Origin of the sequence: Pseudomonas lutea, from assembly GCF_000759445.1 — a bacterium.
Lineage (GTDB): Bacteria > Pseudomonadota > Gammaproteobacteria > Pseudomonadales > Pseudomonadaceae > Aquipseudomonas > Aquipseudomonas lutea.
Genome location: NZ_JRMB01000004.1, coordinates 75836 through 100830 on the forward strand (window position 1 = coordinate 75836; position 24995 = coordinate 100830).

Below are 24995 nucleotides of genomic sequence, written 5' to 3' on the forward strand. Positions count from 1 at the left end.
CCGGCAGGAAAACAACAGAAACTTTGCCTGATGAACGCTTTTCCAAATATTAAAGCCAAAGAAAACGGCGCCTGTTGGCGCCGTTTTGAACACATTAGATGTCGGACTAGTTCCTGCTGCGCTCAAGAAACTGCCTGGTACGTTCTTCCTTGGGGTTGGCGAATAGCGCCTTCGCGTCTCCCTGCTCAACGATGACGCCCTTGTCGATGAAGATCACTCGGTCGGCGACATCCCGCGCGAAACTCATCTCGTGCGTCACGATCACCATCGTGCGTTTCTCCAGCGCCAGCGCGTGGATGGTATTGAGCACCTCGCCCACCAGCTCGGGGTCTAGCGCGGACGTCGGCTCATCGAACAGAATCACCTCCGGCTCCATGGCCAGTGCCCGGGCGATGGCCACACGCTGTTGCTGGCCACCGGACAGACGACGCGGATAAGCGTCTTCCTTGCCGGCCAGCCCGACCTTGGCCAGCAGCGCGCGGCCCAGCTCGACGGCTTGCTCGCGTGGCATCTTTTTGACCACGGTCGGGCCTTCGATGACGTTTTCCAGCGCGGTGCGATGAGGGAACAGATTGAAGTTCTGGAAGACAAACCCGACGTGCTGACGCAACTGCCGGATCAGGCTCTGTTGCTGGCTCAGCGAGCGGCTCAGATCGACCTTGATATCGCCAACGATGATGCTGCCGCTGGTGGGCACCTCCAGCAGATTGAGGCAACGCAGCAACGTGGTCTTGCCCGAACCGCTGGGGCCGATGATCGCTACTACTTCGCCAGGCTCGACCTTCAAGTCAATGCCCTTAAGTACCTCGTTGCCTTTGAACTGCTTGGTCAGTTTTTCAACCGTGATCATGCCTCAGGACTCCACATCGTGGCGGTTGGCCCGTGCTTCCAGGCGATTTTGAAAATGCGCCAGAATGCTGCACAGCACCCAATAGATCACCGCAACGGTGAGGTACATGGTGAAGATTTCCAGCGTGCGCGAGGAAATCAGCTGCGCTTGGCGGAACACTTCCGGGACCTGAATGGTCGCGGCCATGGCGGTGTCCTTGACCAGCGAGATGAAGCTGTTGCCCAGTGGCGGCAAGGCCGTGCGCGCGGCTTGCGGAAGGATGGCGCGACGCATGGTCTGGGCGCGTGTCATCCCGATGCTTGCCGCAGCTTCCCATTGCCCTTTGTCCACCGAACTGATTGCCGCCCGCAGGATTTCACAGGCATACGCCGCCATGTTCAGCGACAGGCCAATCAGCGCTGCGGTGATCGCATCCAGTTCGATCCCCAGGTCCGGCAATCCGTAATAGATCATGAACAGCTGAACGAGAAGCGGCGTGCCACGGAAGAACGATACATAAACCCTGGCGACGGCGCGGATAACCCAGATCTTCGACAGACGCATCAGCGCCAGGCCGAAACCCAGCACCAATCCGAAAAACATCGACCCCAGGCTCAAGCCCACTGTGTAGTACGCGCCCTTTAGCAGGAAGGGCGCGGAGTCCAGCGCGAGCTGAAGGCTCTCCGGGATCATTTGGTCACGTCAGCCTTGAAGTACTTGTCCGACAGTTTGGCGAGGGTGCCGTCGGCGCGCAGCTTGTCGATGGCTTTATTGATCGCATCCAGCAGTTCGGGCTCACCTTTGCGCAGCGCGATGCCAGACTCCTGACGAGAGAACGGTTCGCCGGATACAGCCAGCTTGTCTTTGGTCTTGGCGACCAGTTCCAGTGCTGCCAGGCGGTCGACGAGGATGGCATCGATACGGCCTACTCGCAGGTCCTGATACTTGGTCGGATCATCGTCATAGGTCTTGACGATCGCATCCGGCACGTTGGCCTTCAGCCACTCTTCATAGTTGGTGCCCAGACCGACGCCGACTTTTTTGCCTTTCAGATCGGCAGCCGTCTTGATCGTGCCGACGTCCTTGGTCTGCACCAGCGCTTGAATGCCAGACACGGTGTAGGGTTCAGAGAAGTCGTACTTCTTCTTGCGCTCGTCAGAAATCGTGACTTGGTTGACCACGACATCCAGACGCTTGGAGTCCAGTGCAGCCAGAATGCCAGCCCACGGCGTGGCTTGCAGCTTGACCTTGACCCCCAGCTCTTTCGCCAGTGCTTCAGAGAACTCGACTTCAAAACCAGTCAGCTTGCCGTCCTCACCCACGAAGCTGAACGGTGGATAAGTGCCTTCCAGGCCGACGTTCAGCGTTCCGTTCTTTTTGATGGTCGCCAACTGATCGCCAGCGACCGCCTGGGTAACCAGACCTGTGCCAAGCACCAGGCTGAATGCAGACAATAGGAAGGTGCGGCGGATTGCAGACATGTTCATGAAAATCCCCTGTTTAATTGTAATGTCAGGCCAATATCAGTCCCGACGAAGCTACGTTGACACTGCGCGTTTATCCAGCTTTTTCAGTCGCCTGCGAGGCCCTGCCCGCCGGCTGGCGGCGATCATAAAACCCCAGCGCGATGAACATAAATAATAAAAAACTGCATTCTTAGCGTTTTATCGAATATGCAGCCATTTCCGTGATGGGTGTTCGCCTGAGTTCAGGATCAGCCTTGGGAAAACACGTCCGGGTAAGCGAACAAGGCGGGCGCGCCGCCGGTGTGTAGAAAAATGATCGGCCCGTCTTCAAAGCGCTGTCGTCCAATGCCGTCCAGCAGCCCGGCCATGGCCTTGCCTGTGTACACCGGGTCGAGTAACAGCCCTTCCTGACTGGCCACCAGCCGGATTGCAGCCAGGGTGCCGGCATTGGGTTCGCCGTAACGGGGGCCGTAGTACTCATCCCACAGCTGCACGTTGAAAGCGGCGGGAAGTGACTCACCCAGCAGCTGCGCGGTTTGCTCTGCCAAACCCTGCACTTTCGGGGCCTGGGTCTCTTCCGGTCGCGATACCGTGACGCCGATCACCGGCAGGTCGGGCAGCTCTTCCGCCAGCGCCAATCCCAGCCCGCTGTGGGTGCCGGCGCTTCCGGACGCCAGCACCACGGCTGCGAAAGACACGTCGGTTAGCCTGATCTGCTCCGCAAGCTCAAAACCGGCGCGTACGTATCCCAGCGCACCGAGCGCATTCGAACCGCCAATCGGCACCAGGTAGGGCTTCTTGCCACTTACGCGCAGTCGACTGGCCAGGGCCTGCAATTGTTCATCTGCATTGTCGAGGTTCTCGACCAATTCGACTTTGGCGTCGAACAAGTCCAGCAACAGGCGGTTGCCGTTGCTCAGATAATTGCTGTCGGTTGTCGCGATCGGGTTCTCCAGTAACGCGACACAGCCCAAACCGAGCCTTGCCGCCAACGCAGCAGTCTGGCGCACGTGATTGGACTGAATCGCACCGGCGGTGATCAGCGTATCGCAGCCTTGCGCCAGGGCATCGGCGGCGAGGTATTCGAGCTTGCGCAGCTTGTTGCCGCCCAACGCCAGAGGTGTGATGTCGTCACGCTTAACGTAAACATCGCGACCTGCCCAGGCTGACAGGCGTTCAAGCTTCTCCAGAGGCGTCGGACCGCCAAGCAGTTCCAGACGATTAAAACGGGCAAGCTGTTGTTTGATCATGATGGCGTCGACAGGTCTGCGAGTAAGTCGCAGGACTATAGGCAGACGTTTCCTACAGGGCAACATCCTGTCGGCGCCCATGCCTTACACAAAAGCCCTTCGAAAATAGTTATTTTTTTGCTGCCAACGGATGTCGTAGAGTGAATCCACTACGGCCAACCCAGCCTGACTCGCCGTTGAATTGAGGAGAAACCTGCGTGAGCACTATTCCCGACCTGTCCCCGGAGTCCTGCGCCGAAGGCGTGACCGGCCACTGGCAACTGCAGCGGATTGTGGATGAGCTGCGCGCGGCACGTGATGACTGGCGCACCAGCAACGGGCGAATCAGCGGAGAGAAGGGCGGCCGCGAGCTGCCTTCACGCGAAGCGATGCGCGACATCCTCGACGCGCTGTCCGGTGCACTGTTCCCGATGCGGCTGGGCCCGGTAGACCTGCGTGAAGAGAGCGAAGACTTTTATGTCGGGCATACCCTCGACGTGGCCTTGAACTCATTGCTGGCGCAGGCGCGGCTCGAGTTGCGTTACGCCGCACGGCAGCAAGGTCAAGACGCCAGCTGCGCCGATGTGCATGCCGAGCGGTTGATCCAGGACTTTGCGAGCGCGCTGCCGACCATTCGCCGCATCCTCGACACCGACGTGCTGGCGGCCTATCACGGCGATCCTGCCGCGCGCAGCGTTGACGAGGTCCTGCTGTGCTACCCAGGCATTCTGGCGGTGATTCACCATCGTCTGGCCCACCATCTGTATCACAACGGATTACCGCTGCTGGCGCGCATCAGTGCCGAACTGGCCCATTCCGCTACTGGCATTGACATCCATCCTGGCGCCCGGATCGGCCCGAGTTTCTTTATCGATCACGGGACCGGCGTGGTGATTGGCGAAACGGCGATCATCGGCGAGCGAGTGCGCATCTACCAGGCCGTCACCCTGGGCGCCAAACGCTTCCCGTCCGATGAGGACGGGCAATTGCTCAAAGGCCATGCCCGCCACCCGATTGTGGAGGACGACGTGGTGATCTACGCCGGTGCCACCATTCTGGGCCGCATTACCATCGGCAAAGGCTCAACCATTGGCGGTAACGTCTGGTTGACGCGGGGTGTGCCACCGGGCAGCAACGTCAATCAGGCGAGCCTGCAGCATGATGATGGCTGCCCCAAGTAAGCGGTGAGCCGCAGTCACTGACCCTTGCGGGTTTCGATTTTTGGGAGCCGGCTTGCTGGCAAACGTGCTGTGTCGGGTGCGAAGAATTGCCTGACGCGACGGGTTCGCCAGCGAGCCGGCTCCTATAGTTTTTCAACGCTATCAAATCCCTCCCTGGCCCACGGAACGAAAGGCTTTCGTCATCCGTCCTACCCTCGCCTCGATGGGCTTCACGCCACCGTGGATTAGTCTCTCGGCACCTATCCGTGTTTTAATTGAACGTTCAATCAAGTTAAATCGGTGGTTCGCTGCCCGCTTATCTCAGGAGGCCTACCTTTGCCGCATACCCATTGCATGATCGTTCCTCTCGCCGCGCGGCGGGGTTCACATGAGTAATTCAAGTGCACCAACCAGCACGTCCGTTCGCATGAATGGCCCTGTTTTTTACTTCGCTGCCAGCTTTATCCTGATTTTCGGACTGGTCGTGATCGGCTTCCCCGAAGCCTCGGGCGCCTGGCTACTCGCTGCGCAGAACTGGGCCGCCAACACGGTTGGCTGGTACTACATGCTGGCGATGACGTTGTATTTGCTCTTCGTGGTAATCACCGCGATGTCTGGTTACGGCAAGATCAAGCTCGGCGCCGACCACGATGAGCCCGAATTCAGCTACCTGTCGTGGGCAGGGATGCTGTTCGCGGCGGGGATCAGTATCACGCTGTTTTTCTTCTGTGTGTCCGAGCCGCTGACCCACATGCTGCAGCCGCCGCAGGGTGAGGGCGGTACCACCCAATCGGCGCGCCAGGCCATGCAGCTGCTGTTCCTGCATTGGGGCCTGCACGGCTGGGGCGTGTTCGCCTTCGTCGGCATGGCGCTGGCGTACTTCGCCTATCGTCACAATCTTCCGCTGGCGCTGCGTTCGGCGCTGTACCCCTTGATTGGCAAGCGCATCAACGGGCCAATCGGCTACGCCGTTGACGGTTTTGGCATCATCGCCACCATCTTCGGGCTCGGCGCCGACATGGGCTTCGGCGTGCTGCACCTAAATTCCGGGCTGGATTACCTGTTCAACGTGCCGCATACCCACTGGATTCAAGTGGGTCTGATTACCCTCATGATGGGGGCGGCAATCCTGGTGGCCATCGCCGGCGTCGACAAGGGCGTGCGTGTGATGTCTGACATCAACATGCTGCTGGCCTGCGCGCTGCTGCTGTTTGTGCTGTTCGCAGGGCCAACACAACACCTGCTCAACACGCTGGTGCAGAACATTGGTGATTACCTCGGCGCCCTGCCGGTCAAGAGTTTTGACGTGTATGCGTATGACGGCCCGAGCGACTGGCTCGGCGGCTGGACGGTCTTTTACTGGGCATGGTGGATTGCCTGGTCGCCTTTTGTCGGCCTCTTCATCGCGCGTATTTCACGCGGCCGCACCATCCGTGAGTTCGTCTTCGGCGTGCTGCTGATCCCCTTGGGCTTCACCCTGGCGTGGATGTCGATCTTTGGTAACAGCGCGATTGATCTGGTGCTCAACCACGGCATGGCTGCGTTGGGCCAGTCAGCCATCGAAGACCCTTCGATGACCCTGTACCTTATGCTGCAAACGTACCCGTGGAGCCGAACTGTAATTGCTGTCACGGTGTTTATCAGTTTCGTGTTCTTCGTCACCTCTGCCGACTCCGGCACCGTCGTGCTCTCGACGCTGTCCGCCAAGGGGGGCAATCCCGACGAAGACGGCCCGAAATGGCTGCGGGTGTTCTGGGGCGTGATGACTGCACTCATCACCAGCGGTTTGCTGTTCTCGGGCAGCATTGATGCGTTGAAGTCTGCGGTCGTGCTGACCTCGTTGCCCTTTTCGCTGATCCTGCTGCTGATGATGTGGGGGCTGCACAAGGCGTTCTACATGGAATCCCAGCGCAAGATCGCCCAGCTGTATTCACTGGCTCCGGTGTCCGGATCCCGACGTGGCGGCTGGCGTCAGCGGCTGACTCAGGCAGTGGCATTTCCTTCGCGCGACGAGGTCTATCGCTTCCTGGATCAAACCGTCCGACCAGCGATTGAAGAGGTCACGGCGGTGTTCGTCGAGAAGGGCCTGACCGTGGTGACACAGCCTGACCCGGCCAATCACACGGTGGGTCTGGAAATTGGTCACGGTGAAGAGCGGCCGTTTGTGTACCAGGCGACGATGCGCGGCTACTTCACGCCGTCCTTCGCGCGTGGCGGCATGGGCTCGAAGCAACTGAACAATCGCCGCTACTACCGCGCCGAAGTGCATCTGAGCGAAGGCAGTCAGGACTACGACTTGGTGGGCTACACCAAGGAACAGGTGATCAATGACATCCTCGACCAGTACGAACGGCACATGCAGTTCCTGCACTTGGTGCGCTAAGCCAACGCGTTTCAAGTAGAACGACGCTTGCCCGCGAAAGCGTCTGGTCAGTAAACCTCAGTGTTACTGACCAGACTCGTTTTGCGGGCAAGTGCGTTTCTACAGCATCGCTCCTACGCCAAGCCACCGTTGGCCCGCAGCACTTGCCCATTCACCCAGCCTGAATCGGGGCCGGCCAGAAAGGACACCACACTGGCAATGTCTTCCGGTTGCCCGAGGCGCTGCAACGGGGGCATGTTGGCGAAGTGCTGGATTTGCTCTTCGCTTTTGCCGTGCATGAACAGTTCCGTGGCGACGGGCCCCGGTGCAACGGCGTTCACCGTGATATTGCGGCCACGCAGCTCCTTGGCAAACACGTGGGTAAAGGCCTCGACGGCCGCTTTTGTCGCGTTATAGATCGCGTACCCCGGCAAGTTCAGCGCCAACGCAGTGGTGGAAAAGTTGATGATGCGTCCGCCATCCTTCATCCGGGCACCGGCCTCGCGCAGCGTGTTGAAGGTGCCGCGTGCGTTGATGTTGAATGCCAGATCGAACTGCTCATCACTCGTCTCAGCCAGCGGCAGGGCCTTCATGACGCCTGCGTTATTGACCAGCACGTCGACGTTTCCCAGCTGCGCTTCGGTTTGCTCAAAGAGATAACGGACCTCGTCGCTCCTGGCGATATCAGCTTTGATGGCGATGGCATGCCCGCCGGCAGCATTCAGCTCTGCTGCAAGCGCATCAGCCTCGCCCGCACTGCTGGCGAAATTAATCACTACCGCAAAGCCGTCGCCGCTCAGGCGCCGGGCGATTTGCGCACCGATGCCACGCGAGGCGCCGGTGATGATGGCAACAGGACGAGCGACTTGATTATCTGATTGCGTCATGGTGAGCCTCCAATGTTGAAGTGGGACCAGCTTCACATGCCCGGGCGAGCGCATAAACAACCCGCAACGGATTTCGTTGTTTGACCACAGCCACCAATACCTCACGATGCCTGGCCGTGGGAGTTCGCAGACCGGGCAACCGTCCTTTATCTTGAACCCCCGCGCCATCGGGAAATCCGAGTAATCTCGCAGGTTCGCTGTGTTCCCTGACACTCATACAAGAAAGAGAGGACTGGATGACTTACATCGCCGCCGAAAATCGTTATGAACGCATTCCCTATCGCCGCGTGGGCCGAAGCGGCCTGGTGTTGCCAGCGCTTTCCATGGGGTTGTGGCACAACTTTGGCGACAGCACGCCGATCGACACTCAACGCGCCATGTTGCGCACGGCGTTCGACCTGGGCATCAACCACTTCGACCTCGCCAACAATTACGGTCCGCCCTACGGCAGTGCCGAAATCAACTTCGGGCGTCTCTTGAAGGAAGACTTCAAGCAGTATCGCGACGAGTTGATCATCTCCAGCAAAGCAGGCTGGGACATGTGGCCGGGGCCGTATGGTCAGGGCGGAGGTTCGCGCAAATATGTGCTCGCCAGCCTCGACCAGAGCTTGCAGCGCATGGGTCTGGAATACGTGGATATTTTCTATTCCCACCGTTTTGACCCGGACACCCCGCTGGAAGAAACCGCGAGTGCTCTGGCCACCGCCGTGCAGCAAGGCAAGGCGCTGTACATCGGGATCTCTTCCTATTCGGGCGCCAAGACCCGGGAAATGGCAGCCCTGTTGAAGGAGTGGAAAGTGCCGCTGCTGATCCATCAGCCGGCCTACAACCTGCTCAATCGCTGGGTAGAAAAAGACCTGCTGGACACTACCGACGAGTTGGGTTCAGGCGTTATCGCGTTTACCGCCCTGGCACAGGGTCTGCTCTCGGACAAATACCTGAACGGCATTCCAAAGGATGCGCGGGTTAACCGCCCAGGCGGCGGCTCGCTACAGGCTGCGCATTTGTCGGAGCAGAACATCGAGCACGTGCGAGCCCTGAACGAAATTGCCAAGCGCCGTGGCCAGAGCCTGGCGCAGATGGCGCTGGCGTGGACGCTGCGTGATCCGCGCGTCACGTCCGCGTTGATCGGTGCAAGCCGCCCGGAGCAGATCATCGAGAACGTCGGCGCGCTCGACAATCTGGAATTCAGTCAGGAAGAACTGGCTGAGATCGATCGGTTCGCGGTGGAAGGCGGGATCAACCTGTGGGAGAAGCCGTCTTCGGCTGAGTAACAATAAGTGCTGTGGGGGAAGGTTTGCTGGCGAACATACGGCTCAGTGATGGAAGCATCGCCTGACATGTCGTGTTCGCCAGCAAGCCGGCCCCTACATTGCGCCTAACCGGTCCGGTCAGTATGAGGAGCTGAGGCTGTTCAGGCTTCTTCACCCTCGTCGTCATCGCCCCCGTCGATCTTCATCCCCAGTTCCTTGATCTTGCGGGTCAAGGTGTTGCGGCCCCAGCCCAGTAGCACGGCGGCGTCGCGACGGCGACCAGCGGTGTGTTTCAGGGCAGTTTCGATCATGATCCGCTCGAACGTCGGCACTGCGCTGTCCAGCAGGCTCGACTGCCCGCGGGCCAGCGCCTGATCGGCCCACTGTCGCAGCGCTTGTTCCCAGTTCGTCACCGGCGCCGCGTCCTGCGGCAGGCTCAGCAGTTCTGGAGGCAGGTCGCTGACGTGCACTTCGCGACCCGACGCCATCACAGTGATCCAGCGGCAGGTGTTTTCCAGCTGACGCACGTTGCCGGGCCAAGGCAGGTGCTTGAGGTATTCCTCGGTTTCCGACTTCAGCAGCTTCGGCTCAACCGCCAATTCCTGCGCAGCGCGGCTGAGGAAGTGTCGTGCCAGCGTCGGGATGTCTTCGCGTCTGTCGGACATGCGCGGGATATGAATGCGGATGACGTTCAAGCGGTGGAACAAGTCCTCGCGAAACTTGCCGGCCTGCACCAGTGTTTCCAGGTTCTGGTGAGTAGCGGCAATGATCCGCACGTCGACTTTGACGGGGATATGCCCGCCTACCCGGTAGAACTCGCCGTCGGCCAGCACGCGAAGCAGCCGGGTCTGGGTATCGGCGGGCATGTCACCGATTTCATCAAGGAACAGGGTGCCGCCGTCTGCTTGCTCGAAGCGGCCACGACGCAGGTTTGCAGCACCGGTAAATGCACCTTTTTCGTGACCGAACAGCTCGGACTCCATCAGGTCCTTCGGAATCGCCGCCATGTTCAGCGCGATGAACGGAGACGCGGAGCGCGGGCTGTGGCGGTGCAGGGCGTGGGCAACCAGCTCCTTACCGGTCCCTGATTCACCATTGATCAACACGGTGATGTTGGAGTGGCTCAAACGGCCAATAGCGCGGAACACCTCCTGCATGGCCGGCGCTTCGCCGATGATTTCCGGCGTGCGGGTCAGCGTTGGCGGGATATCAAGGCCTTGCTGTTCCTGCGCGTGCTGATTGGCGCGTTTGACCAGTGAGACGGCTTCGTCGACATCAAACGGCTTGGGCAAATATTCGAACGCGCCGCCCTGATAGGACGCCACTGCGCTGTCCAGGTCCGAGTGCGCCGTCATGATGATGACTGGCAGACGCGGATGCTGTTCGCGGATACGCGCGAGCAAGTCCAGGCCGCTCGCGCCGGGCATGCGGATGTCTGAAATGATCACATCCGGCTGCTGGCGCGCCAGTCGGCTCATCACGCCATCGGCGCTGTCGAAACTCTGAGTGGTCATGCCCTCTTGCTGCAGGGCTTTCTCCAACACCCAGCGGATGGAACGGTCGTCATCGACGATCCAGACAGTTTCACTACGGCTCATGTCGACGCTGCTCCTTGTTCCAGCGGCAGGAAGATCGAGAATGTTGTATGGCCAGGATGGCTATCACACTCGATCAGCCCCTGGTGCTGACTGATGATGTTCTGGGTAATGGCGAGGCCCAGCCCGGTGCCATCCGGGCGGCCGCTGACCATGGGATAAAAAATGGTTTCCTGCAGCTCCGGCGGGATGCCGGGGCCGTTGTCGATGATCTCGATTTTGCTGACCAGCCGATGGCGCACATGGCCAATCGTAAACTGACGCATGGCGCGGGTGCGCAGACTGATCCGGCCCAGGCGCAGCTCATTCTGGCTGCTGATGGCCTGCATCGCGTTGCGTACGATGTTAAGCACCGCCTGAATCATCTGTTCGCGGTCGATCAACACGTCCGGAATGCTCGGGTCGTAGTCGCGCACGATGGTAATGCATCCCTGACTCTCGGCTTCTACCAGGCTGCATACACGCTCGAGGACCTCATGGACGTTGGTCATTGCCAGCAGTGGCAGCTTGTTGGAGCCCAGCATGCGATCGACCAGATTGCGCAGCCGGTCTGCCTCTTCAATGATGACGTTGGTGTAATCCTTGAGACTTTCTTCCGGCAGTTCCCGCGCAAGCAACTGCGCGGCGCCGCGAATCCCGCCGAGGGGATTCTTTATTTCGTGAGCCAGGCCGCGCACCAGCATTTTGGTGGTTTCCTGCTTGGACAGTTGCGCCTCCTCCTTGGTGATGCGCAGCAAACGATCACGGGGATGAACCTCCAGCAGGAGCATGGTTTCAGCCTGGGAGAGAATCGGCGTGACGGCGTAGTCGACCGTCAGCGTCTGGCCGGTCAGCGCCGTCAGCATCGCCTCTCGTTTTGTGAAGGGATGAGCCTGCTCCACTGCCTGGCGCAACGAACTGAGCGCTTCAGCCGACTCAGTGAACAACTCGCTGATGAATTGCCCGTGGCTGCGCTGACCACTGATGGCCAGCAGCATTTCAGCAGCAGGATTCATGTACTCCAGACGCAGGTCCGAGTTGAGCAGAATCGTGGCAGTGGTCAGGTTGTCGAGTAACAACCGATGCAACGCATCGCTGATAGTCATGAATCCCGGTGACCTCTTATGGCTCAATGCACGTCGGCGGCGCCGCCGGTGCAGGCTCTGATTGGTCTTTTGCCAGCGTTATGAAGCCGCTGAAACGTATGATGTGTCCGCGTATTGATTACAAAATGCAAAAACCAAACCAAGGCTCCGAAAAGAAGCGTTGTCCGGGGAAATGCGGGCGTTTTTTGAACGGCAGGCGCGGCGACAGTGCATGAATGGCTTGGCCCCGAACCAAAATGGGCTGATCAAACGAAAGTTCGTTCAGCTTATGCACCATTATGGGGCTTTGCTAGCTTGGCCACATCATCGAAAAAAGGGAAAAAAGCTCGATTCTTCTTCTGGTTTGTCTTTGATGGGGCATTCAGGTCGCACGCCGTAATCATCGTTCTTGCAGGGTTGGGCGAGGCGTTTCTGCGACAGCGAGATGCGAACCAGATGAAAGGGCTGGTTGGGTGTGCGCTCAAGTACTCGCCCTGTCTGGTCAACGATCTCGACCGAAAGTTGATGGGTGCCGCGATCAATATTGGTGAGCGGAAAAACCGGGCTGCGCGTTGGCGCTGCGTAGAGTTGGCCATCGAGCAGCAACCGGTAGACATGGCCGGGTTGAAGCTCGGGTTCATTGGTGACGGTGACATTCAGGTTGCCCTGGATGTCACGGACAGTGCTATCGGGCTCGGGGGCCAGTATGCGCAGAAGCTGATAGCGGAAGATCGGGCTCGGCGCCGCCTTGACTCGTGAGACCCGATTCGCCTTATTCGCAGGCTGCTCAACCCTGTTGGTCGGCGCAATGTCGACCTTCTTTGCGTTGCGGTGGGGCTGATCGGTGAACACTCGATTGCCGTTTGCATCAACGTAGGTATAAACCTCTGCGACGGCCGTCTGGCTCAGGCTGATCAACGCGCACAGGGCAACGACGGACCGGCAAAAGCGTTTAAGGTCGTCCGGCATGGACCCGCTGCACTGTCAGATTCACCGTCTCGCTTTGCTGGATGGAGCGCTGGTTTGCCAGTACCTGCACCGCAAAACTGTGTTCTCCCCGGTCAAGCTCCAGGACCTGCAGCCGCGGAACATTGGTCGGCTGTCCGTAGGGCGCGCCATCCACGACCAATTGCAGCAGGTGTCCGGGCTGCAAGCGCGGTTCGATCGCCACGCCCACGGTAAACGAGCCGTTGTTGGCGCGAAGGGCTTCTTCCTCAGGCAGGTCTTTCAGCGCAAGCACTTGATAAGCCGTAGCGCTTTGCTGGCTCTGGCTCTGGCTCTGGCTCTGGGCCGCTGGCAGGGGCGGGGCTGGCGCGGGGACGACAGTCTCTACGCTGTTAAGTGGCGGCAGCTCGACTGTTTCGGCTTTGGTGCCGTTAGGCGGCTGATTGCTGTACGCAGTATTCCCGGAGGCATCCGTGTATTTGTAGATCTGCGCGGCAGCAGGCAGTGCGAATACCAGCAGCATAAGGGCGAGACATTGACGCATGAACACTCCAGGCAGCGATCAGGACAACCAACAATGGTGCTGCGCTCAATGCATGGCGCGGCACCGGATCAGCATAGAGGAATACTGAGCGACGGTGTCAGTTGAGAAGCGGAGCTCCGCGTCTGCTTACTGGTTTGGCGTCGTCCGGCAGAGGTCGACTGCTGCTCGCTGCAGCGCGGTCACGATGACCGGATCGTTGGCCTGTCGTTGAATTTCCGACTGCACCCAATCCGGGCACCCGGTATCGCTGCGGTAAGGCTGAAACGCCGAGTAACTGTGCATCAACACCGGCAGCAGCGTATCCAGCCGACCCCGGATGCCATCGGTGAGACTGGATTCGGGCTCCTCGGGGGAGTGGCCGCTTTCGCGCCACTGCTTGATGCGCGCGTATTGCACCATCTTGTTGGCTTCCATCTGTGCGGTCATGAACTCCCGCACATCGTCGGCACCCAGCTTGAATTCACCCGCCCGTGATTCCGCATTCTGGATCACCTGACGCTCGCGCTCACTGTCCTGCACCGGCTTGCCGCTGTGCCATTTGCTGCGCGCGACGTCATTGGCGATTTCCAGCCTTTTCTCCATGGCCGCAACGAGCGGCTGAAGTTGCACCGGGGGCTGCTGCGCAGGAGCAGCCTGAACGCCGGCGGACACCAAGCCGCAGGCCAGAACAGCGAGTTTGAGCTTTTTAAGCATGCTTACGTCCTCACGAGCGATCGAGTACCCACTGTTTAACACTTCGGCTTGCAGAGCGTGGTGTTACGGGTGTCCGCGCATCAAAACGCCGAGCCCTAACGCAAGATTGCCGGGAGCGGCGTTGATGGGTGCGGTACATGTTGATAGCGACTGAACAATGCGCACTCGGAAAAAAGCATCCCGAAAGACGCCTGCCCAGTCAACCAAAAATCAGATTCGTCCTACAGACCAACCAGTCGCCATCCGCTAATTTGACCTCCATTCACCTACTCGGATGCTAACTGCATCTGCCAGAAAAACCCTCGCTTCATATCAGCGTTATCTGACGGGGTTGGTCAGATAGTTGGACGCTTCGGCTGTTCATTAAGGATGACAATCAATCGGGTCAGGCTGCATTCACGTCTCGTGTTGCCAGCAGAGATGCGAGATCTACCGTGGGCGAGCTGACCCTTTTTAACCCAGCGCCCCCAGATCGGAAGAACGTATAAGCCACCAGTGGAGAAGTGGATATGAAAGGGTATTATCTTGTGCGAGGTGACAAAACCTCGTGCGGCGGACAAATTCTGGCGGGTTCAACTATCTTTACGGTCAACGGGCACGAGCGCATCTGTGAAGGTGACCCCGTAAGCTGCGGCAAGGACGGCAACACATACGAAGTTACTGGCGGTATTGATAATTTTACCTATCACGGACGACGAGTTGCCGGCACGCTCGACAGTTTCAGTGGGTGTCCATGCAGGTCCAGGCTGCTGAACTCGATAGATAGCTCCACCTATGAAAGCGCTACGGCCTCAATGCGCTCACCTGGAGTTGCTACGGCGCGCACACCGCAGGTGCCTTTCACATCATCATCCTCGACGTCGCCGACGTCGCCGTTTGCAACCCGGCAACCTCCGGCCTTACCGATCGCACCAGTGCTCGTGACGGCAACCTGTCCTCATCCTGATCGTATGCATGAACTTGCCGGTTACATTGCCGATGAGATGAATCGCAATATTCGCCATCCTTCGGTTTTGAAGATGAGGAAGTTGAATAGTTATGATGCGGTAGAAGAGACCAAAAAATACTTTGAACAGCCGTTTTATCTGACGATGGGGCATGTGCCTAACTTCAATGCCATCGAGCTAGCGAAAAAAGCTGAGGCATTTGCATTGTGGACCGAGCGGGTGGGGCAGAATCGGCCATGGGATCATAAGCCGATAATCCGTAAAAATTTCGGAGGTTTTTGGCATAAGCACGGTGAGTACGACTATTACTACGATATATGGTCGAACATCCATTATGGGTATGTAGGGACTATAGGTGGGATTTCCGAAAGTGCGTTATTAGATGGTGCCGGCCTTGAGCAGATAGCCTCAGACACTCTAAGGAAAGTAAAAGAGGTGTGGAGCAAGCCTAGGAACGAATGGGAGCTTCCGGGGCCTCATGCTACAGCCACCCCTCGGACTTCGTTGCGGTCGTGGGATGATGTCGCTGATAGAGTCTCCATCAGCATTGGAATTAAGCTGGCTGGAGAGTATTGGGAAGGTGGATTAACGGCCGGTTTGATTATGGATGAAGTTTTGGCCTTTGAGCCAACTTTTTGGGGGGATGGAGCACAGGTGCATAAATGTGAGCAAACCTAAAAAGAAATTCAGATTATTTTTTTACGCGTTGCTGATTTTATTTTTTGGCAATCTGATTTTTAAGGCTATTTGGCCATCGGTTACGGTTAGGTATCCTGCCGAAGGTGAAGGAGAGATTAGGTATATATGGAATGTTCAGGACGAGATTTATAAGGGTGGGATGAAACCTGGGGGTGTAGCGTATGATGTGGGACACTTGTTCCCGGGCGATGATTATTTTATGGAGTTCAACTGGTGGAAAAATACAGGAGGACGAAGGCACTGTGTGAGTATCACGCCCGGCTGGTTTGAGGTTCATATTCAACTGGACTTGAACGGGGAAATTGATAGGCATGAAAGCAGCGGCACCACTGTGGCACGGTTAAAGGCGTGCGAATGGGATTCCGCAAAAATGTAAGGTTTGGTAGAGGTTGTCTCCCCCCTCGATAGCCACATGGTTCATGTGGAGACGGAATCCAGTGATGAATGCCATGGCTCTTATTTCGAAGATGGATCAACGTCCCGTTTGAGTACCGACGAGGTTCGGCTATCTGATCCGAAATAGTTTTCCACATTTTGCAAAAAGGCCTCCCGAAGGAGGCCTCTTGTTCGCGCGGCTCTCGCCGGCGCGACTGGATCAGCAGCTGTAGTACAGCTCGTATTCCAGTGGGTGTACGAAGGTACGCACTTTGATCTCTTCTTCAGATTTCAGAGCGATGTAAGCGTCGATGAAATCGTCGCTGAACACGCCGCCTTTGGTCAGGAACGCACGACCTTTATCCAGCTCTTCCAGGGCTTCTTTCAGGCTGCCGCACACTTGTGGAATCTCTTTCGCCTCTTCTGGCGGCAGGTCATACAGGTTTTTGTCAGCAGCATCGCCAGGGTGGATCTTGTTCTGGATGCCGTCCAGGCCAGCCATCAACAGTGCAGCGAACGCCAGGTACGGGTTGGCAGCCGGGTCCGGGAAGCGTGCTTCGATACGACGACCTTTAGGGCTGTTGACGTAAGGAATACGGATCGAAGCAGAACGGTTACGTGCGGAGTAGGCCAGCATGACCGGCGCTTCGAAACCTGGAACCAGACGCTTGTAGGAGTTGGTCGCCGGGTTGGTGAAGCCGTTCAGCGCCTTGCCGTGCTTGATGATGCCGCCGATGAAGTACAGAGCGGTATCGGACAGGCCGGCATAGCCTTCGCCAGCAAAGGTGTTCTTGCCATCTTTGGAGATGGACATGTGAACGTGCATACCCGAACCGTTATCGCCGTACAGAGGCTTCGGCATGAAGGTAGCGGTGCGGCCGTAAGCGTCTGCAACGTTGTGCACGACGTACTTCAGGGTTTGAACTTCGTCAGCCTTCTTGACCAGCGTGTTGAATTTCACGCCGATTTCGTTCTGGCCAGCGGTTGCCACTTCGTGGTGGTGAACTTCGACGACCTGGCCCATTTCTTCCAGCGCGTTGCACATTGCGGTGCGGATTTCGTGGTCGTGGTCGAACGGTGGAACCGGGAAGTAGCCGCCTTTGATGCCTGGACGGTGGCCCTTGTTACCGCCTTCGATGTCCGCGTCGGACATCCAGGAACCCTGTTCGGAGTAGATCTTGAACATGGAGCCGGAGATGTCGGATTTGAATTTCACTTCGTCGAAGATGAAGAATTCCGGCTCAGGGCCTGCGAATACCGTGTCACCGATACCGGTCGACTTCAGGTATTCCTCGGCGCGGTGAGCGATGGCGCGTGGGTCGCGATCGTAACCCTGCATAGTCGAAGGTTCGATGATGTCGCAAACCAGAATCAGCGTAGGCTCTTCGGTGAACGGATCGAGAACGGCTGTTTCGTCGTCCGGCAGCAGGATCATGTCGGAGGCTTCGATGCCTTTCCAGCCCGAGATGGAGGAGCCGTCGAACATTTTGCCGACTTCGAAGAAGTCGTCTTCCAGCGCATCGCGGGCCGGCATGGTCACGTGGTGCTGAGTGCCTTTGGTGTCCGTGAAGCGCAGATCAATCCACTTAACGTCATGATCTTTGATGAGTTGAACCGACTTCGACATGCTGTCCTCCGGGGTGGATTAGGGCCTGGGTAGTGGTTGGCCCCTTAATTTTGGTGATGCCGGCCGCGATACTCGACCAAGGCAACCTGCCTCACAAGGGAGCAATTTGCATGCCAGTGCCCTGTGTTGGGTTTCAGGCTCAAATTGGCGTCATATCGGGCGCTAAGCGTCGCATAAATGAAAAAGTACGCACCGTTATGGTGCTGAAAGATTGTATACAGTTCCGTTTTGGTGCGCTGATGACCGGCTATACGATAACTGGTTAAACCTTGAGCAATTTCCGCTATAATCCGCGCCCCCCTTTTTCGACCGGGACCTAGCGCGCTGTTTTCATGAAATTAATCGTCAAAGTCTTCCCAGAAATCACTATCAAAAGCCGGCCTGTGCGTAAGCGTTTCATCAAACAGCTGGCCAAGAACATCCGTACGGTGCTCCGAGATCTGGACCCGGCGTTGGTGGTGGATGGCGTGTGGGACAACCTTGAGGTCGAAACCAGGGTCGAGGATGCCAAAGTTTTGCGCGAGATGACCGAGCGTCTGAGCTGCATGCCCGGCATCACGCATTTCCTGCAAGTCGACCAGCATCCGCTGGGCGACATGGAGGACATTTACGATAAGTGCAAGCTGCACTTCGGTGACGCGATCCCCGGCAAAATATTCGGGGTGCGCTGCAAGCGGGCTGGTCACCACGACTTCAGCTCCATGGACGTCGAGAAATACGTCGGCAGCAAGCTGCGTCGGGAATGCAACGCGGCAGGCATTTCGCTCAAGGCGCCGGAAGTCGAAGTCCGGATCGAAATCCGTGACCAGCGCCTGTTCGTGATCCACAGCCAGCACAACGGTATCGGCGGTTATCCGCTGGGATCGCTTGAACAGACCCTGATCCTCATGTCAGGCGGTTTCGACTCCACCGTCGCGGCTTATCAGATCATGCGCCGCGGCTTGATGAGCCATTTCTGCTTCTTCAATCTGGGCGGCCGCGCCCACGAGCTGGGCGTGATGGAAGTCGCGCACTTCATCTGGAAGAAGTACGGCAGCTCCCAGCGCGTGCTGTTCGTCAGCGTACCGTTCGAGGAAGTTCTGGGAGAAATTCTCGGAAAAGTCGATAACAGTCATATGGGCGTAGTATTGAAGCGTATGATGTTGCGCGCCGCGACCAACATTGCCGACAGGCTGGAGATTGATGCACTGGTGACGGGTGAGGCGATCTCCCAGGTTTCCAGCCAGACGCTGCCCAATCTGTCGGTCATCGACTGCGTAACGGAGAAGCTGGTCTTGCGACCGCTGATTGCCAGTCACAAGCAGGACATTATTGACCTGGCCGACCAGATCGGCACAGGCGATTTTGCCCGGCATATGCCCGAATACTGCGGCGTGATCTCGGTTAACCCCAAGACTGCAGCCAAGCGCAACCGGGTTGAACACGAAGAAAAAGCGTTCGACATGGCTGTGCTTGAGCGTGCGCTTGAAAACGCTCGTCTGGTGCCGATCGATCGTGTGATCGAAGAACTGGGCCAGGACGTTCAGGTTGAAGAAGTCGGCCAGGCGCTGGCAGGGCAAGTGGTTATCGACATCCGCCACCCGGATGACGCTGACGACCACCCGCTGGACCTGGCTGGTATCGAAGTACAAACGCTGCCGTTCTTTGCATTGAACAGCCGTTTCAAGGAACTGGATGACACGCGCCAGTACCTGCTCTATTGCGACAAAGGCGTCATGAGTCGCCTGCATGCTCATCATCTGCTCAGTGAGGGGCATGCCAATGTGCGCGTTTATCGACCGAGCTAAGTGCCCGGGGCTGTTTGCCTGTGGCTTGCGTCACCGGCCCCCCGACACCAGTCGTCAGCCGTAACGGCTTTCGCCGGCTCCACCGTTCATAGCTGCCTACACTAGTCAGCTGACCGAATCCTCTGATCGAGATACACAAGTGATCGAAAATCTACGCAACATCGCCATCATTGCTCACGTTGACCACGGTAAAACTACCCTCGTCGACAAGCTTCTGCGCCAGTCCGGCACCCTTGAGCGCAACGAGCTCAACGACGAACGCGTGATGGACTCCAACGACCAGGAGAAAGAACGCGGTATTACCATTCTCGCGAAGAACACCGCGATCAACTGGAATGGCTACCACATCAACATCGTTGACACCCCTGGCCACGCCGACTTCGGTGGTGAAGTAGAGCGCGTGATGTCGATGGTTGACTCCGTTCTGCTGCTGGTTGACGCTCAAGACGGCCCTATGCCGCAAACCCGCTTCGTGACCAAGAAGGCTTTTGAAGCCGGCCTGCGTCCAATCGTCTGCATCAACAAGGTTGACCGTCCAGGCGCTCGTCCGGATTGGGTTCTGGACCAGATCTTCGACCTGTTCGACAACCTGGGTGCTACCGAAGAGCAGCTGGATTTCAAAGTCGTCTACGCCTCGGCCCTGAACGGCATTGCCGGTCTGGATCACACCGACATGGCTGAAGACATGACGCCGCTGTATCAGTCGATCGTCGACAACGTCCCTGCGCCAAAGGTTGACCGTGACGGTCCGTTCCAGATGCAAATCTCGGCACTGGACTACAACAGCTTCCTGGGCGTCATTGGTGTTGGTCGTATCGCCCGTGGTCGCGTCAAGCCGAACACCCCGGTTGTCGCGATCGGTGCCGATGGCAAGAAGCGCAACGGCCGTATCCTGAAGCTGATGGGTCACCACGGTCTGCACCGCATCGACGTCGAAGAAGCAGCCGCTGGCGACATCGTTTGCATCAGCGGTATGGATTCGCTGTTCATCTCCGACACCCTGTGCCACCCGGACGCGGTCGAAGCGATGAAGCCGCTGACCGTTGACGAGCCAACCGTTTCGATGACCTTCCAGGTCAACGATTCGCCATTCTGCGGTAAAGAAGGCAAGTTCGTGACCTCCCGTAACATCAAGGAGCGTCTGGACAAAGAGCTGCTGTACAACGTTGCTCTGCGCGTTGAAGAAGGCGACTCGGCTGACAAGTTCAAGGTCTCGGGCCGTGGTGAGCTGCACTTGTCGGTACTGATCGAAACCATGCGTCGCGAAGGCTTCGAAATGGGCGTCGGCCGTCCTGAGGTCATCATCCGTCAGGTTGACGGCGTGAAGCAGGAACCGTTTGAAAACGTAACCATCGACACCCCTGAAGAATCCCAGGGCAAGGTCATGGAAGAGATGGGCCTGCGTAAGGGCGACCTGACCAACATGGTGCCGGATGGCAAAGGCCGTGTTCGTTTGGAGTACAACATCCCTGCTCGCGGTCTGATCGGTTTCCGTAACCAGTTCCTGACCCTGACCAACGGTGCTGGCATCCTGACTTCGATCTTCGATCGTTACGACACCATGAAGTCCGGTGACATGTCTGGCCGTCAGAACGGCGTTCTGGTTTCGGTTGAAACCGGCAAGGCACTGACCTACTCCCTGGAAACCCTGCAGGCGCGCGGCAAGCTGTTCGTCGAGCACGGTCAGGAGATCTACAACGGTCAGATCGTCGGCCTCAACAGCCGCGACAACGACATGGGCGTGAACCCAACCAAAGGCAAGAAGCTCGACAACATGCGTGCTTCGGGTAAAGACGAGACCATCGCTCTGGTTCCACCTGTTCGCTTCACCCTGGAACAGGCTCTGGAATTCATCCAGGACGACGAGCTGTGTGAAGTGACGCCTAAGTCGATCCGTCTTCGCAAGAAGATTCTGGACGAAGGCGAGCGTACCCGCGCTGCCAAGAAAGCCAAGGCGTAACTAGCCCCGGCTGAACGAAAACGCCCCCGGTCGTAAGGCCGGGGGCGTTTTTGTTTGTCTGAGTTTTGCTTCGGCCGGTGTCGATGCTGTGAGGGCGATGTCCCTCAATCCGGCCCCTTCCCGGCTAAAGCCGGTCCCACTGAGGTCCACGCGCCTTTGGTAGGACCGGCTTCAGCCGGGAAGGCGTACGCGAACTCTGCAGGGGTCTTAGAACTTCAACGGCACCCGGCCGGAGTTTGAGTTCAGAGTACCTGTGCTCTCGCGCACGACTTCCTTCGGCTTGTACGCGCAGTAACCAGGGCGTGGGCCGATTTTCGGGTGGTTGCGGCAAGTGTCAGGGCGCTTGTCGTAGATGGTGCACAGGCGGCTTTTACGGTCCAGATACAGGCAGTCGTTGTTGCTCATGCGCTGCAAGGTAAAAATCCCGGACTTCTGATTGAAGCGCTCGACGACCCCTTCCTTCTGCAGGCGCTTGGCGATGTTCTTGGGATTGTCCCCCTGCTCGAACTCGTCAACGATGCCAATGCGGATCAGGTCCTTGATCTTCACTTCAACCGGCAGCGTGCAGCAACTGGAGATGCAGCCTCCGCACATGTAGCTGGAGTATTTCTGCCAGGTCTCGATGCGGTCGAGTTCTGCAGCGGCGATCAAGGTGGGTTTCATGGGTCTGTGCTTCCGGGTGTATCGGGCGCGCGATCATACCGGTCCGCGCGCGTTTCCCCTACCGCAAAAACAAGCGATGCGACTGTCGGCTGTTACTTGGGCGATCTGTGATGACGTTTGTTCAGATGAGCACGGTGTTTGCCAGCGCCTCGATTTGCTCCTGACGCTCCGTCTGGTTGAGCTTTGCGCCCGGGTTCAAGGATGACCATTGCGGGTGTGCCCTGGCTTTATGCAGCGCCTCCGGCAGTTTGCCTTCGCGCCAGGTCTTGTCCTGTGGAGCGGTCAGCTTGATGCTCTCCATGGCGGCATGCCCACGCACTTCGAGCGCTTGCAGCAGCAGCCGCTGGCGCAGAGCCAGTAATCTCAGCACTGCGTCGTCAACGGTCAGTTCGCGTTGGCCCTTGAGTTTGCCCATCAGCCGGCCGCCATAGCTGCGCGCCGTTTGCAGGGCGCCGCCGGCAATTGCGCCGACCAATGCCGCTGCGCCCAAGGTGATGCCGCCGACCAGCAGGTCAACGCCTGCGCCAGCCGCCGCCCCCGCAGCAATGCCGCCGCCCACTCGAACGCCGAGCAGCTTAAGGGTTTCAGGGTTGAACAGGTCGTCGCCCCAGCGCCCATCCAGCAGTGGCAGGTCGCTGGCTGAGGCGTCTTCACGACGAAACCCGTAAAGCTTGAGCAGCGACTCGACGCAACGCTGCTCCCGCTGCCGCACGGCTTTGCGCAGATCAGCAATGGCGGCCTCGACCAGGCCATTCTCGGTGGTGACGCTTCTGCGACAGGCGGCGCAGTCCAGCAACAGCTCGGCGATCAGCCTTGCCGCGCTCAGCCGCCGGGCTTCACGCTGGGCCTGCTGAACGGCAATAAGACGCTCAAGCCGCCCCCGTGAGGTTTCCAGCAACAGAGCAAGGCTTTCATACAAACGGCGCTCGCCGTCTTCCGGTGGCGCAACGCTGTCGAACCGCACCAATGCGTGCAGGCCCAGACGAGCCAGGGCTTCCCGCCAGTCCGGTTCGCGCTGTTGCGGGCTGGTGACGAAGTTAAGCACCGGCAGCAGAGGCTTGCCGCAGCTGGCGAGTACGGCCAGTTCGTCGCGATACTTGGCCAACACCGGCTCGCGCGCGTCGATGACGTACAACCCAGCGTCCGACGCGAGCAACTGGCGAAGCACTTTTGCTTCCTGCTCAAAACGCTGGCGCGCTTCGCTCCCCTCAAGAAAGCGCCCAAGCCGCGCCGGACCGTCGAGCCGTTCGCCGGGCCTGTCCAGGCGTTCAAGGTAATCGAGCAGAGCGATGGCGTCCTCAAGCCCTGGCGTATCGTACAGCTCCAGCAGTGCCTCGCCGTCAACCGACAAGCGTGCGCCTTCAACGTGTCGCGTGGTGCTCGGGCGGTGGGAGACTTCACCAAAGCCGACATCGCGTGTCAGCGTGCGCAGCAGTGAAGTCTTGCCGACGTTGGTATGGCCGACCACGGCCAGTTTCAGGGGGCGAACAGTGTCCTTGTCAGTCATGTCCGCTCTCCAGCCAGGTCAATGGCGCGCTGTCGGTCCAGTTCAGTTCGAGCTGCTGCAACCCACTGTGCCAGTCATCCACTCGGTCGGCGTCCAGTATTTGTCCCGCGGGCGCAGGCAGTAGCCAGATGCGCGTCGCTGTCGCGCAACGCGCCAACTCTGCGATCAATGCCAGGCTGCCGCGGTCCGGGGAGCGACGCGGGTCGCACGCGATGACAAGGCGGGCAGGCGGGAAGCGTGTCAGCTGGTCGAGCAGCGTGCGCCGCGATTCGCGCGAGTCGAGAACGCCAGCGTCGGTCACGTTTTCAGGAAGCGCGGGCGGCCAGGGCTGTTGATTATCCAGTTCGATGGCGAGCAGCAGCGCGCCTTGACTCTGACTTGCCGCCGGACCGGTCTGCACCGCGTGAAGCTGCGCCGGGGCAGCATCATTGATGCCCAGCCGTTCGCTGCTTGGCATCAGACGCTCGCGTAACTCGACATAGCCGGGGTGGTTCAGATCAAGGGCCAATGCACGGCAGCCGACATGCCAACGCACATAGCACAGCACGGTCAGGATCAGGCGCGGCAGGATGCCGAAAACCATGAGCACGCCGACCAACCATCCTGCCCATGCCTGACGCGCGTTTTCGATAGACAGCGCACTGTCGCCGCTGGCGCGAATCATGGCCTCGGTCGGCACGCTGAAGCCCAGCAACGAAGGAATCGCTCCCAGGCCTCGGGTCAGGCTGACAAAAGTGTCACTGCCTAGAATGGTGGTTTCCCAGACGAAGCCGTAGCGCCGGGTGGCCATCAGTAAAACCATGATCGTCAAAGCGCTGAGCAAGGCCAGCAGCCAGAGACCATTGACGCACGTGCCCAACAACCAGCGATTCAGGCGCTTGCGCTGCAACAGCAGAATCAGCGCGGGGGCCAGTTGTGCCGCCTGTGCATCGCGCGCCAGCTTCTCGCTGAGCCACAGCCAGAGTCGACCAAGGCCGGCCGTGCTTTTGCCGGCGAAAAGCACGCCGCTTATCCAGCTCATCAGCAAGATCAGATTGAGGCCGAGCAAACTGCCTAAGGCCCAGAACACATTGACGGGCGCCTGTCCGTCGCCCAATGCGGCGAAAGCCAGTCCGGCGCCGCTGAACACCGCGAACACCGCCAGCCCGATCAACGCCAGGCGCGCGCCTTGTTTCCAGTGATGCAGTGCCTTGCGCATGCCGTCACGTTCGGCAAGCCACAGGGCACGGTGTTTGATCCGGGTTTGCAGGTCGCCGCCGCTTGCACGCGCACGGCGGTTGGCTTCTTCATCGTCGAGCACGCCCGCGTGTTCTTCGCGCAGGCGTACGGCTTCGGTCAGCCAGAGTTCGTCAAGGGGAGTCAGTGCAGTCACGCGGCGTCTCGTCGGTAAAATCGTAGGTCAG

At 58.7% G+C, this 24995-nt stretch carries 21 protein-coding genes; 7 read left to right on the plus strand and 14 right to left on the minus strand.

Features of this window, described 5'->3' with window-relative positions; all coding sequences use genetic code 11:
- Nucleotides 1–106: 106 nt before the first annotated feature.
- The 4 genes from tcyN to LT42_RS23120 all read right to left on the minus strand — a co-directional run bounded on the left by tcyN (nt 107) and on the right by LT42_RS23120 (nt 3545).
- Nucleotides 107–850, minus strand: coding sequence for an L-cystine ABC transporter ATP-binding protein TcyN (gene tcyN / locus LT42_RS23105; RefSeq protein WP_037018735.1), 744 nt, complete (start codon nt 848–850; stop codon nt 107–109).
- A 3-nt stretch (nt 851–853) separates the two neighbouring features.
- Nucleotides 854–1522 carry a cystine ABC transporter permease gene (gene tcyL, locus LT42_RS23110; protein WP_037018737.1) on the minus strand — a complete coding sequence of 223 codons (669 nt, stop codon included), beginning with the start codon at nt 1520–1522 and terminating at the stop codon, nt 854–856.
- Complete coding sequence (gene tcyJ / locus LT42_RS23115; protein WP_037018739.1) at nt 1519–2316, minus strand: cystine ABC transporter substrate-binding protein; 798 nt, start codon at nt 2314–2316, stop codon at nt 1519–1521. Before tcyJ ends, tcyL begins: the two co-directional genes overlap by 4 nt.
- A 227-nt stretch (nt 2317–2543) precedes the next feature.
- Nucleotides 2544–3545: a D-cysteine desulfhydrase gene (locus LT42_RS23120; RefSeq protein ID WP_037018741.1), complete on the minus strand. Its 1002-nt coding sequence runs from the start codon at nt 3543–3545 to the stop codon at nt 2544–2546.
- 215 nt (nt 3546–3760) lie between these two features.
- Between LT42_RS23120 and epsC the strand changes: the two genes are divergently transcribed.
- Together epsC and betT are read left to right on the plus strand one after the other, a co-directional pair.
- Complete coding sequence (epsC, locus tag LT42_RS23125; RefSeq protein ID WP_037019249.1) at nt 3761–4705, plus strand: serine O-acetyltransferase EpsC; 945 nt, start codon at nt 3761–3763, stop codon at nt 4703–4705.
- Between the two features lie 367 nt (nt 4706–5072).
- Nucleotides 5073–7067 carry a choline transporter BetT gene (gene betT, locus LT42_RS23130; RefSeq protein ID WP_037018743.1) on the plus strand — a complete coding sequence of 665 codons (1995 nt, stop codon included), beginning with the start codon at nt 5073–5075 and terminating at the stop codon, nt 7065–7067.
- A gap of 113 nt (nt 7068–7180) precedes the next feature.
- On the opposite strand, the gene LT42_RS23135 is transcribed toward betT, so the two are convergent.
- The gene (locus LT42_RS23135; RefSeq protein ID WP_037018746.1) at nt 7181–7933 is read right to left on the minus strand and encodes an SDR family oxidoreductase; all 753 of its coding nucleotides are present in this window, start codon (nt 7931–7933) and stop codon (nt 7181–7183) included.
- Nucleotides 7934–8169: 236 nt separating this feature from the next.
- Between LT42_RS23135 and mgrA the strand changes: the two genes are divergently transcribed.
- The gene (gene mgrA, locus LT42_RS23140) at nt 8170–9207 is read left to right on the plus strand and encodes an L-glyceraldehyde 3-phosphate reductase (RefSeq protein WP_037018749.1); all 1038 of its coding nucleotides are present in this window, start codon (nt 8170–8172) and stop codon (nt 9205–9207) included.
- 140 nt (nt 9208–9347) lie between these two features.
- Here mgrA and ntrC read toward each other — a convergent pair whose 3' ends face one another.
- The 5 genes from ntrC to LT42_RS23165 form a co-directional block, all read right to left on the minus strand.
- On the minus strand, nt 9348–10784 hold the full coding sequence (gene ntrC / locus LT42_RS23145) for a nitrogen regulation protein NR(I) (RefSeq protein WP_037018751.1): 1437 nt from the start codon (nt 10782–10784) through the stop codon (nt 9348–9350).
- Nucleotides 10781–11866 (minus strand): nitrogen regulation protein NR(II), encoded by a 1086-nt coding sequence (glnL, locus tag LT42_RS23150; protein ID WP_037018753.1) that lies wholly within the window; start codon nt 11864–11866, stop codon nt 10781–10783. Before glnL ends, ntrC begins: the two co-directional genes overlap by 4 nt.
- Nucleotides 11867–12169: 303 nt before the next feature.
- Nucleotides 12170–12814, minus strand: a complete 645-nt coding sequence (locus LT42_RS23155; RefSeq protein ID WP_052075384.1) for a DUF4124 domain-containing protein — start codon at nt 12812–12814, stop codon at nt 12170–12172.
- Nucleotides 12798–13334 (minus strand): DUF4124 domain-containing protein, encoded by a 537-nt coding sequence (locus tag LT42_RS23160; RefSeq protein WP_052075385.1) that lies wholly within the window; start codon nt 13332–13334, stop codon nt 12798–12800. The genes LT42_RS23155 and LT42_RS23160 overlap by 17 nt, the downstream gene beginning before the upstream one ends.
- A gap of 126 nt (nt 13335–13460) precedes the next feature.
- The gene (locus tag LT42_RS23165; RefSeq protein ID WP_037018760.1) at nt 13461–14027 is read right to left on the minus strand and encodes a chorismate mutase; all 567 of its coding nucleotides are present in this window, start codon (nt 14025–14027) and stop codon (nt 13461–13463) included.
- A gap of 509 nt (nt 14028–14536) precedes the next feature.
- Between LT42_RS23165 and LT42_RS25495 the strand changes: the two genes are divergently transcribed.
- Nucleotides 14537–15652 (plus strand): polymorphic toxin type 44 domain-containing protein, encoded by a 1116-nt coding sequence (locus LT42_RS25495; protein ID WP_081955451.1) that lies wholly within the window; start codon nt 14537–14539, stop codon nt 15650–15652.
- Nucleotides 15639–16049 (plus strand): hypothetical protein, encoded by a 411-nt coding sequence (locus LT42_RS23175; protein WP_276209564.1) that lies wholly within the window; start codon nt 15639–15641, stop codon nt 16047–16049. Before LT42_RS25495 ends, LT42_RS23175 begins: the two co-directional genes overlap by 14 nt.
- Before the next feature lie 219 nt (nt 16050–16268).
- Here the strand turns inward: LT42_RS23175 and glnA are convergent, their stop codons facing one another.
- The gene (gene glnA, locus LT42_RS23180) at nt 16269–17675 is read right to left on the minus strand and encodes a glutamate--ammonia ligase (protein WP_037018763.1); all 1407 of its coding nucleotides are present in this window, start codon (nt 17673–17675) and stop codon (nt 16269–16271) included.
- 332 nt (nt 17676–18007) lie between these two features.
- On the opposite strand from glnA, the gene thiI reads away from it, so the two are divergent.
- Together thiI and typA are read left to right on the plus strand one after the other, a co-directional pair.
- Nucleotides 18008–19462, plus strand: coding sequence for a tRNA uracil 4-sulfurtransferase ThiI (thiI, locus tag LT42_RS23185; protein ID WP_037018765.1), 1455 nt, complete (start codon nt 18008–18010; stop codon nt 19460–19462).
- A gap of 139 nt (nt 19463–19601) precedes the next feature.
- Nucleotides 19602–21422: a translational GTPase TypA gene (gene typA, locus LT42_RS23190; RefSeq protein WP_037018768.1), complete on the plus strand. Its 1821-nt coding sequence runs from the start codon at nt 19602–19604 to the stop codon at nt 21420–21422.
- Nucleotides 21423–21629: 207 nt separating this feature from the next.
- On the opposite strand, the gene LT42_RS23195 is transcribed toward typA, so the two are convergent.
- The 3 genes from LT42_RS23195 to LT42_RS23205 all read right to left on the minus strand — a co-directional run bounded on the left by LT42_RS23195 (nt 21630) and on the right by LT42_RS23205 (nt 24964).
- On the minus strand, nt 21630–22085 hold the full coding sequence (locus tag LT42_RS23195; RefSeq protein WP_037018771.1) for a YkgJ family cysteine cluster protein: 456 nt from the start codon (nt 22083–22085) through the stop codon (nt 21630–21632).
- 121 nt (nt 22086–22206) lie between these two features.
- Entirely contained in the window at nt 22207–23592 is a 1386-nt protein-coding gene (locus tag LT42_RS23200; RefSeq protein WP_037018773.1) for a GTPase/DUF3482 domain-containing protein, read from the minus strand.
- A complete protein-coding gene (locus tag LT42_RS23205) occupies nt 23585–24964 on the minus strand; it encodes a DUF2868 domain-containing protein (protein ID WP_037018776.1) in 1380 nt (459 codons plus the stop codon). The genes LT42_RS23200 and LT42_RS23205 overlap by 8 nt, the downstream gene beginning before the upstream one ends.
- Between the last annotated feature and the right edge of the window lie 31 nt (nt 24965–24995).